At 46.7% G+C, this 11,815-nt stretch carries 11 protein-coding genes; all 11 read right to left on the bottom strand.

From position 1 onward, the window contains the following. Nucleotides 1-71 precede the first annotated feature (71 nt). Nucleotides 72-479, bottom strand: a complete 408-nt coding sequence (locus WBM30_RS07105) for a lipopolysaccharide assembly protein LapA domain-containing protein (protein ID WP_424900039.1) — start codon at nucleotides 477-479, stop codon at nucleotides 72-74. Between the two features lie 118 nt (nucleotides 480-597). Continuing rightward, the gene (gene rnz / locus WBM30_RS07100) at nucleotides 598-1,527 is read right to left on the bottom strand and encodes a ribonuclease Z (RefSeq protein WP_424900038.1); all 930 of its coding nucleotides are present in this window, start codon (nucleotides 1,525-1,527) and stop codon (nucleotides 598-600) included. 2 nt (nucleotides 1,528-1,529) lie between these two features. After that, entirely contained in the window at nucleotides 1,530-3,389 is a 1,860-nt protein-coding gene (locus WBM30_RS07095; protein WP_424900037.1) for an acyltransferase family protein, read from the bottom strand. Between the two features lie 38 nt (nucleotides 3,390-3,427). Then, nucleotides 3,428-4,735 (bottom strand): GTPase ObgE, encoded by a 1,308-nt coding sequence (obgE, locus tag WBM30_RS07090; RefSeq protein ID WP_107995188.1) that lies wholly within the window; start codon nucleotides 4,733-4,735, stop codon nucleotides 3,428-3,430. A 291-nt stretch (nucleotides 4,736-5,026) separates the two neighbouring features. Next, on the bottom strand, nucleotides 5,027-7,090 hold the full coding sequence (gene glyS / locus WBM30_RS07085) for a glycine--tRNA ligase subunit beta (RefSeq protein ID WP_424900036.1): 2,064 nt from the start codon (nucleotides 7,088-7,090) through the stop codon (nucleotides 5,027-5,029). Between the two features lie 4 nt (nucleotides 7,091-7,094). Then, entirely contained in the window at nucleotides 7,095-8,006 is a 912-nt protein-coding gene (glyQ, locus tag WBM30_RS07080) for a glycine--tRNA ligase subunit alpha (RefSeq protein ID WP_424900035.1), read from the bottom strand. A 270-nt stretch (nucleotides 8,007-8,276) separates the two neighbouring features. Further along, the gene (recO, locus tag WBM30_RS07075) at nucleotides 8,277-9,116 is read right to left on the bottom strand and encodes a DNA repair protein RecO (protein ID WP_424900034.1); all 840 of its coding nucleotides are present in this window, start codon (nucleotides 9,114-9,116) and stop codon (nucleotides 8,277-8,279) included. 90 nt (nucleotides 9,117-9,206) lie between these two features. Beyond that, nucleotides 9,207-10,118, bottom strand: a complete 912-nt coding sequence (gene era / locus WBM30_RS07070; RefSeq protein WP_424900033.1) for a GTPase Era — start codon at nucleotides 10,116-10,118, stop codon at nucleotides 9,207-9,209. 10 nt (nucleotides 10,119-10,128) lie between these two features. Then, nucleotides 10,129-10,518: a diacylglycerol kinase family protein gene (locus WBM30_RS07065; RefSeq protein WP_424900032.1), complete on the bottom strand. Its 390-nt coding sequence runs from the start codon at nucleotides 10,516-10,518 to the stop codon at nucleotides 10,129-10,131. A gap of 7 nt (nucleotides 10,519-10,525) precedes the next feature. After that, entirely contained in the window at nucleotides 10,526-11,008 is a 483-nt protein-coding gene (gene ybeY, locus WBM30_RS07060) for an rRNA maturation RNase YbeY (protein ID WP_424900031.1), read from the bottom strand. Nucleotides 11,009-11,016: 8 nt separating this feature from the next. Next, nucleotides 11,017-11,815, bottom strand: a 799-nt coding sequence (locus WBM30_RS07055; RefSeq protein ID WP_424900030.1) for a PhoH family protein, incomplete at its 5' end; no start/stop codon positions are given.

The raw sequence follows: 11,815 nt of genomic DNA, 5'->3' as shown, positions 1-11,815 counted from the left end.
GCTGAACTCATTCTAGTCTTTTCTTTACAACTGAAAGTGGCCGATCGGATAGATCTGCCACTCTATTTTCGTCAAACGCTTGGCTGATTCGGGTTGCCCACTGTAAACTGTTTGACCAATTCCTCTTCAAGGGATTTGATTTTTTGGTCTTTCTGAGTCAGTTCCGCTCTCAGATCGGTGAGTTGCTGTTCATACCCGACTTTCGTCGCATCGACTGCCGCTTGGATTTCTTTCCCTTTTGTGTCGATCTCAGTGCGCATCTGTTTGAATTCTTTATTCTTCTTCGTCGCACTGCCTGTCGCAACCAACAAGGTGATGAGCGCGCCCATCAGGAGAGAAACAAGGATGACAATGATAAGCGGTCCATCCACAACTGCGAAACCAAAATTGACCGGCACAGAATCGACATTGAAAACGGCAAACAACACAATGATGATGATTAAAATTATGCCTGCGACTAATCTCCATTGATTTTTCATTATAATCGCCTCACTCATTTTGATAGTTCCCACTCTTATTATCATCTTTTTGCCGTTGCATAGTCAACTTGCAACACTTAGCAACGGAATGATTCTCAGGGGATCAAGCTTCAGGTGATCATTTCGTCAGCGCTATTTCGAACTCATCATAATCATTGACGAGTTTCGTGTCAGGAAAGACTTTGCGAGCATCCCGCTGCAACTGATGCGCGTTGCCGTTGAGGTAACGTGCGCTGATATGAGTCAAATAGAGTTGCTTAACATTTGCTTCTTTGGCTACTTTAGCTGCATCGATGCATGTAGAATGGAAATAATCCGACGCGATTGCTTGGTCTTCCTTCCCGAAAGTGCTCTCGTGAACCAGCACATCGGCATTTTTAGCTAAAACCGCTGTGTTTTTCGTTCTTCTTGTGTCGCCCAGAATCGTTACGACACGTCCTTTGGTCGTTTTCCCGATAAAATCCAGCCCATTGATGGTTCTGCCGTCCGGTAAAACAACGGTTTCCCCATTTTTCAGCTTTCCGTAGAGAGGTCCTGCGGGAACATCCATCTCTTTCAGCTTATCGGCCTGCAATTCGCCCGGATAGTCGGCCTCTTCGACACGGTATCCGTAAGAAACGATGCCGTGATTCAGTTTTGCGCAACTCACGCGGAACTGCTCATCTTCAAACACTACGCCATCTTCGGTTATTTCATGAAAGAAGATCGGATAGCGCAAGTGGGACTGGGAAATACGCAGACTGGTCAAAACAAATTCTTTGATTCCAACAGGGCCATAGATGTTCAAGGGCGTATTGCCGCCCTGAAATGCCCGACTGCTCAAGAACCCGGGCAAGCCGAATATATGATCTCCGTGCAGATGGGTAATGAAGATTTTTTCGACTTTCCTGGGTCGAATCGTTGTTTTGAGCACACGTTGCTGTGTCCCCTCCCCGCAGTCAAAAAGCCAGATAGCATTGCGTTCATCCAACAGTTTCAATGCTATGCTGGAAAGATTTCTGCTAGTGGAAGGGACACCTGCTCCGGTGCCTAAAAATTGAATTTTCATAATCAATTGCTCCCATTTTCATCATTTAATTCTTGATAGATTTCTTCAGCCACAAAAAGGGCTAATTGTTTTGCGCCCGTTGGATTCGGATGGACCCGATCCTCCAGAAGCCAATCATCGTGCCCACTGCTGTATGCATTCCAATCCAAAATATGGACATTGGAATGGTTACTTTCGGCAAGCGTCAACTGCTCATTCACGCTGTCCTTCCAGATTCTCGGAACATTTGTCGTGAGGAAAAATAGATCCCGGGATGTCCCGATTTCCTTTATGAACGTTTCCATTTGCGTATGGGTGAAAGTCCCATTGGAACCTAAGAAGACCACTACCGTATCATGCAATTGTTCCCGCTTCTCCAAAGCACCAATGACCGCAGAGGTTTGGTAAAGCTGTCTGCTGACGGCACCATCCACAACCGCTTGACCGAATATCGTAACCAGTTGATCCGCTACGGAGAGTAATACAGAATCGCCTATGAAGGTAATTTCCGCGCCGTGAGCAAACAACACGGTCTCCCGTTCGAGGCCTTCGATATTGTTGATGGCCCTACTGCGGGTGGACTCGTCACGATTCATCTGATCCATTTTACTTTGGCTGGCTGCAATTTGCTGTCGCAGTTCCTCCACAGCAGCATTCTCGCCGGATCGTGCTTGGACAAATCCCGCCAGAGCGGTCAGCAAGAGGAAAAAACTGCCGAATGCCGCAAGTTTTGCCGAAAAATGCCTGACTGAGTCTGTCGATCCGGAAGCCTTCATTCGGGTAATCGTATCGGCAGGGTTCCAAAACTGCACAGATGTCATCTTCCAACGTTTTTTTTCGAATAATTGGTAACCTATTTCGGAAAGGCTAAGCATGAGGGCCAGTTGGATCAAAATGTGGCGCCCAGGATCAACGCTCGTATCGATTACTTTCGCTTGATAAAGGGAAAGTACAGGATAGTACCAGAGATAAAGCAGGAAACTCCGCCTGCCGAGCCACTGAATCGGCTTGAACCGCATTATTCTTGAAAGACTCGTTGCCGGATGTGCTGTCAAGATTACCGCAACACCGATGATGATACTGTTTAGGTACATTCCACCTCTGTAAGTGAATGTCTGACTATCCAGCATTCTGATGAACATCAAACCGAGAATCGCGTAGCTGAAAAATCCTGCAAGCGTCAATCTTCGCTTCGTTGTTTTAGACACTGGCTCGTTCAATTGCGTTAACGGCCAAACAACCGATAGCGCACTGCCTATCATAAATGAAAACAAGCGCGTATCCGTCCCATAATAGACGCGTGAGGCGTCCTCTCCCGGCACATACAGCAAGGCCATCGCAAGGGCAGAAAACAAAGAAAGCCCGACAGCAGTGGAGAAGATGATCCGTTTATCCTTGAAAAGGGCCATCAGCAAAAGAACAATCAAAGGCCAGATGACATAGAATTGACTTATGACCGAAAGGAACCAGAGATGCAGGAAAGGTGATTGCACATAGAATTGTTCGAAATAAGACCCGCCAACAGAAATTTGCCACCAGTTGTTGACCATCCCCAATGACGAAAGAAGCCATGGCCGCAAATTCAGTAATAAGTCCCTTTGGAACAAAGTGATATAGGCAGTCACCGATACCAGCATCCCCAGCAACGGAAGGAACAATCTGTTGAACCTTCTGGCCAAATAGCGTTTATAAGACAACTTCTCTTTTTGGCCGTATTCTTCAAGCACCGACGCTGTGATGAAATAACCAGTCAAAACGAAAAAGATGTTTACAGCCAAGTAGCCGCCAGGCAAAACATGAGGCATCAAATGATAGAAAATGATGGCAAGAATCGCAAGCGCCCGCATTCCATCCAAAGGAACGGAGCGTGTCTGTAATGTCACGATAATTATCCCCCATTTATTGGTAATGGTGATGCTTTTTAATCTACGAACTCAAAATGGTAGGTCATGATACGGACCATGTCCCCATCTTTCGCTCCCTTGGCTCTCAGTTTTTCATCAACGCCCATGGAACGTAATTGACGCGCGAAACGCATGATGCTTTCGTCATGAGCAAAATTGGTCATGTTGAATAGTTTTTCTAATCTTTCGCCACCCAATACCCATGTGGAATCAGGATCGCGTCCGATAGTGAATTGTTCTTGATTTTCTTCGAATTTGTAAAGGACGGATGATTCGACTTCTTCTTCGTCGAATAATGGGAACTCAGGAGTATCCTTCAGAACTTCAGCAGTGTAATCCAATAATTCGGCTACGCCGGTGGTCGACCAGGCTGAGATCGGGAAAATTCTTGGTGCTTCGTCATCCCCGAATTTTTCGGCGATTTGCTGTTTGAAGATCTCAAGATTGTCTTCCGCCTCTGCCACATCCATTTTGTTGGCTACAATGACGGTAGGTCTCTCCAGCAAACGCAATTGGTAACTTTCCAATTCCTTGTTGATTTTTTCATAGTCATCGAAAGGATCTCTGCCTTCTGTGCCACCCATATCGATGACATGCAGAATGACTCTTGTGCGCTCGATGTGGCGCAGAAATTGGATTCCCAGACCGACGCCTTGGGACGCGCCTTCGATTAATCCCGGTAAATCGGCCATGACAAACTCTTCTCCGCTGCGTGTTTGTACCATACCTAAGTTAGGCACAAGCGTAGTGAAGTGATAAGCTGCGATTTTTGGTTTTGCTTTTGACACGATCGAGAGCAATGTCGATTTACCTACGGATGGGAAGCCAACCAAACCGACGTCAGCGATGACTTTCAACTCCAACTCCAACTCAAGCTCTTTCCCGGGTTCACCGTTTTCGGCGATTTCGGGTGCAGGGTTTCTCGCAGTGGCAAAACGGTTATTCCCGCGTCCGCCACGTCCACCTTTTGCAACCACAGCCTGTTGTCCAGGTTCCGTCAAATCAGCTATGAGTTCTTTTGTTTCCGCATTGCGTACAATCGTACCAGGCGGAACTCTGACGATTGTATCTTTTGCACCGCGGCCGAACATGCTTTTGCTCATGCCGTTTTCGCCGGGCTTACCTCTGAAATTCCGGTTGTAACGGAAATCCAATAACGTGCGCAGACCTGGATCCACTTCAAATATGATGCTTCCCCCACGGCCGCCATCGCCACCTGCAGGACCCCCATCGGGAACATACTTTTCGCGACGGAACGCTACCATTCCATCGCCGCCTTTACCGGCTTTTACATGCACTTTTGCATGATCCAAAAACATTGACATCTTTTTTCCCCCTTGGAAAACTGTTCGGCACTCTTTGTGCCGAACAAAATGATTCGATTGGTCCAACTTTTTCAAATGCACTTCTGCAGTCAAAAATTTGGACAAGTATCCTTAACAAATAATTTGCGTTTCTTTCTTCTGAACCGCTCATTCTTCCCTCTTAATTTACCATATTAACCAAAAAACGAAAAGAAAATACAGTGTCGAGGGTCTTGATCCTCCCCACACACGGTGGAAGACAAAATGATGGAGCCGGGAGTAAACAATGTTAGCCCCGCCTCCATCACTTCACTATTTAAGAATCAATTTTCTGACATCAGCAAACTGCAGAATGCTCAAGGTTAGGTTACCTAGCGTGTTCAAGCGGTTGCTGCGGATAGCAATATCCTCGACCATGACCATATTTTCATCAAAATAAGCTTCAATGTATGGCGCAATCGCAGCTAAGGCAGCGTAATCCGCTTCAGGATCGCCGTGGGACAGAGCCAAATCGAGATGGTTGATCTGCACATACAGATTCTTCTCGCTGGCTGTTTCCAGCAAATCTTTCTGAACGGGAATCGATTCATCAGGATTCCCGGAAATGTTTACGACACGCGCAAGAGCTTCCATAACTGCTTTGAATGGTTCCTCTTCATTGTGCGCCTGCAATACTTTAGCGTTAGCGAACAAGGTGTTGACATCTTTTTCGCCGGATTGAAGTACAGCTTCCACTATGTCATAACGGATGCCATAGGTTTGAAGCTTCTGTTGGATACGGCCATTTGCGAAAACAGCAAGTTCATTCATTGTTTTATTGAATGATTCTGCATCTTCAACCGCATAAACCTCCGTCAACAAGGCTGACAGCAATTCTTCCAGCGAGAATGCCCATTGGTATTTCTCGATGATCTGAATGACCCCGATCATTTGACGGCGCAAAGCATACGGGTCGTTCGATCCTGTAGGAACCATACCCTGCAGGAAGAAGCTGATGATGCTGTCCAATTTGTCCGCCATCGCCAAAACTGCTCCGATTTGAGTTTCCGGCAATTCGCCTTCACTGGATACCGGGAGGTAGTGTTCGCGGACCGCGGTTGCTACAGCAGCCGCTTCGCCTTGTTGCAAGGCATAGACCTCACCCATGATGCCTTGCAGTTCCGTAAATTCGGAAACCATATTGGTCACCAAGTCAAATTTGTAGATTGATGCTGCACGCAACAAATGCATTTTGTCGTCCTCTTCCAGATCAAGCACATCAGCAAGATGGGCAGCGATTTTCGCTGTGTTGTCCATCTTATCATGAATGGAGCCGATTTTCGAATGGAATGTGACTTTCTTCAATTTTTCGACCGACTGCGTGATGGTGACGCGTTGGTCTTCGTTGAAGAAGAACAGGCCGTCCTCAAGCCTTGCTGTCAGGACTTTCTCGTTCCCTTTTTTCACGTTATCGATGAATATGCCATTCCCGTTGCGTACAGATATGAAGTACGGCAATAATTCCCCGGATTTGTCCTTCACTTCGAAATAACGCTGGTGGTCTTTCATCGATGTGATCAATACATCTGCCGGCAACGTCAGGTATTTGCTGTCGTATTCGCCGAAGAATGCTGTCGGATATTCAACCAGTGAAGTGACTTCTTCCAATAAGGTTTCATCGTTAGGGATGATCCAGCCATTTTCTGTTTCAATCTGTTGGAATTGGGCCCGGATCATATTTTTCCTTTTGTCCTGATCGGCGATGACGTGTTGTTCAGCCAATTTCTCCACATATTCGCCCGCATGCGCCAGAGTAACTTCTTCACCCAAGAAACGGTGGCCGCGTGTGGTCCGGCCTGAAACGACATCCAAGATCTGGAATGGGATAATTTCATCATCTGCCAATGCCGCAATCCAATGGATCGGACGGATGTACTTGAAGTGATGGTTGCCCCAATGCATCGAAACAGGGAAAGTCAATGACTCAACGACTGTATTCAATTCCTTTAGCACTTCGAATGAAGCTTTTCCGTTGATTTCCTTCTTGACGAAAACATACTCTACACCCTTCAGTTCATCAAAGAAGATGTCTTCAGGAGTCAAGCCTTGTCCACGGACGAAGCCCAGTGCAGCTTTTGACCAAGTGCCGTCCGCCTGCAAAGCGATTTTTTTTGCGGGTCCTTTGACGACTTCAGCCAAATCCGCCTGTTTATCGCTGACTCCGCTGGCGATGACTGCCAAACGTCTCGGCGTCGCATACATTTCGATCGCATCAAATTTGATGCGGTTTTCTTCCAAAAAAGCGGCCATTTTTTCTTTCAGTTGGATACTGCTGCTGCGCACATATTTCGCAGGCATTTCTTCAAGTCCGATTTCTAATAATACAGTTTGACTCATCACATTAGTCCTCCTTAAGGGCAAGTTCTTTTTGATCATCCGAAAGCAAAGGGAAACCCAGTTCTTTTCTCTTTTGGACAAATGCTTTCGCCAATTGGCGCGCCATATTGCGGATACGTGCGAGATAACCTGCGCGGTCGGTCGCAGAAATGACCCCTCGTGCATCCAAAAGGTTAAAAGCATGCGAACTCTTCAGGACATAGTCATAAGCCGGATGCACGAGACCATTCTCGATCTGTTTCGTCGCTTCCGCTTCAAATGAATCAAACAGTTGGAACAACAAATCGACATTGCTTTCCTCAAACGAATATTTCGAATGTTCGTATTCCGGTTGGCCGAAGATTTCTCCGTATTTCACGCCTTCGGTCCACTCAAGATCGTAAACACTGTTCACATCCTGGATATAAGAAGCCAAGCGCTCCAACCCGTAGGTGATTTCGCTTGTGACAGGGCTGCACTCCAAGCCGCCCACTTGCTGGAAGTAGGTGAACTGGGTGACTTCCATCCCGTCCAACCAGACTTCCCAGCCCAAGCCTGCGCAACCCAATGAAGGGTTTTCCCAGTTGTCTTCGACAAAGCGGATATCATGTTCGATCGGATTGATGCCCAATACCTTCAGGCTTTCCAGATAAAGTTCCTGGACATTGGCCGGTGATGGCTTCATGACCACTTGGAATTGGTGATGTTGGTACAGGCGGTTGGGATTTTCACCGTAACGGCCGTCAGCCGGACGACGCGAAGGCTCCACGTATGCAGCGTTCCAGGGTTCTGGGCCGATTGCGCGCAAGAAAGTGTACGGGCTCATTGTTCCGGCACCCTTTTCAGTATCGTAGGACTGCATCAATAGGCAGCCTTGATCTGCCCAAAAATTTTGTAGCGCTTGAATCATTTTTTGCACAGTTAATTTGTTTTCCATCATAAATCTCCTCCACTTGAAATAATACATAAAAAAAGTCCCTATGCATCAAGTCTCCTTGAAACATAGGGACGAATATTTTCGCGGTTCCACCCTAATTCCGGCAAATGCCGGCACTTCGTTACAGGACTCGGATATGCCTTTCCGCAATAGTCTCCCGCTTTGGCTCACACTATCCCAAATTCGCTTTTCGGTACTGACCAGAGGTACTTTTATCTTCAACGTCCAGTATTTAGTTCTTCTCAATAGTAGCCTTGTTCCGGAAGAATGTCAAGAACTAGTTAAATTGGACTGTCCGCTTTCATTCGGCTTGTTCGGCTCCGGTTCGGAAGCGGAACGGAAAGGAATCTCAACCTTCGTTTCCCAAGCGTACATCTGATCGATGAAGTTCTTGCTTTTCAGGCGGATCCCGACATATTCTTCATAGAGCTCATCGATAAAGGCCCTGAGCGCCTGTTTCGTCTCGGCTTTGATTTGGATATTCCCGACTTGCTTCGGCGTGACCAATTGGAAAATACGTGCAAAATGGACAGCTGCAGGGCTTGCATGCAATCTTCTGGGGTCTTCCCCGTAATGGTTCTGACACAAGGAACCGGAATATTTTACCGAATAATCGAAAGGTTCCTGCTTGCTGTGACAGATGACGCATTCCTGCAATTGCGGCGCAGCTCCAAAATATTTCAGCACCCGCATTTCGAAAATGTTCACTACGATTTCTGCATCCATCCCGTTCTGCATGGCGACCAGGGATTCCTCCAACAAATCGTAGAGGTCGGCGGCCTTGATGGCATCGTTGATAGCTGCATCGGCCAGGTTATTCAAATAGGTCGCATAGGCGTTCAGATGGATATCCGTCTGCATTTTGGAAAAGTGGATGATTTCACGGCTGTCCTGCAGAAAACTGAGTCCATCATCCTTGATGCGGCCCAGATAAGTCGCTTTCGTGAATGGTAGCAGCGCAGCTTTCAAGGAATGGTTCGGGTTTTTGATGTTCTTCACGAAAAACATCCGCTTTCCATGATTGCGCGTAAATATTTTTACCAAAGCATCCTTTTCCCTGTGTTTTCGGATTGATAGGACGATGCCATCAAATTCCTGATATGTCTCCATGTCGCACCCTTTCGAAAAGAGAAGAGTCTGGAAGGCAGCCTCCCAAACTCTTCCTGATTGCTATTTATGTATTAATTGAGCATTTGCTGATCAATCGTAATCTTTTTGGCGGTATCCATAGTCCTGCAGATAACTCTGCTTGTCGCGCCAATCTTTTTGGACCTTGACCCAAAGTTCAAGGTAAATTTTATCGCCAAGCATCGCTTCGATATCCCGACGTGCCCGGACACCGATTTCTTTCAGCATTTTCCCGCCTTTGCCGATGATGATGCCTTTTTGACTGGCCCGATCGACGATGATGGTTGCATGGACGTGGACTTTATCGTCCTCGTTGCGCTTCATCGATTCTACGACGACAGCTACGGAATGCGGCACTTCTTCCTTGGTCAACTGAAGAATCTTTTCGCGGATGAACTCGGAAACGACGAAATATTCAGGGTGATCCGTCACTTGATCGTCCGGGTAGAATTTGGGCCCTTCCGGCATGTATTTTTTGATGGTTACCATCATTTCATCCACATTGTTCCCATTTATGGCAGAAATCGGAACCACTTCATTGAACTCATTGTCTGAAGTATAGTCCATGATGATTTTCAGTAATTCTTCCGGCTTGACCTGATCGATTTTGTTGATGATCAAAAATTTCGGAGTGCGCAGGTTCTTCAGTTTTTCAAGAATGAAATTGTCGCCCGCTCCTCTTTTTTCTGCCGCATTCACCATGAATAAAACCAAATCCACTTCATTAAACGTGCTGTAAGCGCTCTTCAGCATAAAATCGTTCAAGCGCGTCAGCGGTTTGTGGATTCCGGGCGTATCGATGAATACGAGCTGGGAATCATCCGAAGTGACTACGCCTTGGATCTTGTTCCGGGTAGTTTGCGGGACATCGCTCATGATGGCGACCTTTTGACCGACGATGTGGTTCAAAAGTGTCGATTTGCCTACGTTAGGCCTCCCGATGATGGAGACGAATCCTGATTTGAAACCTTCTTTTTTATTCATACAAAACTCCTCAAATTAACTTATAATATATTTCCAAAAACTTGGGTAAAAAAATGATGGCCGCAATAAGGATGGCAAAGAACGCCGTAACCAAGACCGCTCCGGCTGCAATATCCTTTGCCTTCTTTGCGAGCGGGTGATATTCGTAATCGGTCACCAAATCAACGACATTTTCAAATATCGTGTTAAGAAACTCCATAATGATGACCAGAAAAATGCAGAAGATGATCACGATCCATTCCATTGGGCTCGATTCTAAGAACCAAGCCAACAAGAGCGGTATCAAGCCAACCAAGGCATGACTGCGCATGTTTTTTTCTTCTTTGAGGATAATGCCGATGCCATCCAAAGCATGCTTCACTGAAGCAAAAAAGCTCGGATTCTTTCCGATTTTCCCCATCTTTTCCCTACTCGTCTCTTTTAAGTCCATAAGCATCCAGTATCTCTTTCTGAAGACCGAACATTTCCTTTTCGTCTTCTTCCGTCATGTGATCATAACCATTCAAATGCAGGAAACCATGCAAGGCAAGGAAGCCTAGTTCTCTCTCAAAACTGTGGCCATAAGACTCCGCTTGTTCAGCGGTCTTGTCGGTCGAGATAATGATATCGCCGATATTTGTCGGAAAGGCACCGGTTATGCTTTCCATGTTGATCGGGAAATCGTCATCCATGTCATCGTTCAGTGCAAAGCTGATGACATCCGTGGCCTGGTCTTTGTTGCGGTATTCACGATTGATTTCTCGGATGCGCTCATTGTCCACAAAAGTGATCGACAATTCGGTATCGGGAGTCAACTTCAAATACTCCCCCGCAAAAGTAATCAAGGAATGGACCAATTCAGTGTGCTCTTTCTGTACAGATTCGGTTTCATCAAAAATATCTATTTCCATATAATCGCTCACTTTTCTATATTATGTTTTGTTTCCTCTTTGACATCGTATGCTTTGATGATGCTCGCAACGACCGGATGGCGCACGACATCGTAAGTATCAAAGGTGACAAAAGTGATGTCAGGGATGCCCTGAAGTTTCTTCTCGGCATCAATCAAACCTGAAAGGGCGCCTTTCGGCAAATCGATCTGGGTCTTGTCGCCGTTGATGATCATTTTAGACCCGAAGCCGAGCCGCGTCAGGAACATCTTCATCTGTGCGACAGTCGTGTTCTGCGCTTCGTCAAGGATGATGAAGGAATCTTCCAGTGTCCGTCCGCGCATATAAGCGAGCGGCGCAATTTCGATGACTCCCCTATCCATCAAGCGGGTTGTGTGCTCGACGCCATAAATGGCATAAAGCGCATCGTAAATCGGGCGCAGATAAGGGTCCACTTTTTCCTTCAAATCTCCGGGCAGGAAGCCGAGGTTTTCTCCAGCTTCAACCGCCGGACGGGTCAGGATGATTTTTTTCACCTTACCGTTCTTCAGAGCCTCCACCGCCATCACAACGGCCAAGAAGGTTTTCCCGGTTCCGGCAGGTCCTATTCCGAAAACGACATCTTTTTTCTTGACGGCCTGCACATATTGCCTTTGGCCGAAATTCTTCGCCCGGATAGGCTTGCCTGCGTACGACCTGCCGATTTCTTCTTCATAAAGGTTGATGAAGAAATCAAGGCTTCCACGCTCCGACATTTTTATAGCTGTGACGATATCTGTTTGTGAAATAGGGATGCCGCGCGCTAACAATTCCAAAAGTTGCTTCAAC

It is taken from the genome of Trichococcus sp., from assembly GCF_049684335.1.
Taxonomy (GTDB): Bacteria; Bacillota; Bacilli; order Lactobacillales; family Aerococcaceae; genus Trichococcus.
The sequence above is the reverse complement of the archived record's forward strand: the minus strand, read 5'-3'. Positions and strand labels throughout refer to the sequence as shown.

Bases quoted from the DNA above. Each gene is read 5' to 3' on its own strand.
- WBM30_RS07105 (WP_424900039.1), bottom strand. From the start codon at position 479: ATGAAAAATCAATGGAGATTAGTCGCAGGCATAATTTTAATCATCATC.
- rnz (WP_424900038.1), bottom strand. From the start codon at position 1,527: ATGAAAATTCAATTTTTAGGCACCGGAGCAGGTGTCCCTTCCACTAGC.
- obgE (WP_107995188.1), bottom strand. From the start codon at position 4,735: ATGTCAATGTTTTTGGATCATGCAAAAGTGCATGTAAAAGCCGGTAAA.
- glyS (WP_424900036.1), bottom strand. From the start codon at position 7,090: ATGAGTCAAACTGTATTATTAGAAATCGGACTTGAAGAAATGCCTGCG.
- glyQ (WP_424900035.1), bottom strand. From the start codon at position 8,006: ATGGAAAACAAATTAACTGTGCAAAAAATGATTCAAGCGCTACAAAAT.
- recO (WP_424900034.1), bottom strand. From the start codon at position 9,116: ATGGAGACATATCAGGAATTTGATGGCATCGTCCTATCAATCCGAAAA.
- era (WP_424900033.1), bottom strand. From the start codon at position 10,118: ATGAATAAAAAAGAAGGTTTCAAATCAGGATTCGTCTCCATCATCGGG.
- WBM30_RS07065 (WP_424900032.1), bottom strand. From the start codon at position 10,518: ATGGGGAAAATCGGAAAGAATCCGAGCTTTTTTGCTTCAGTGAAGCAT.
- ybeY (WP_424900031.1), bottom strand. From the start codon at position 11,008: ATGGAAATAGATATTTTTGATGAAACCGAATCTGTACAGAAAGAGCAC.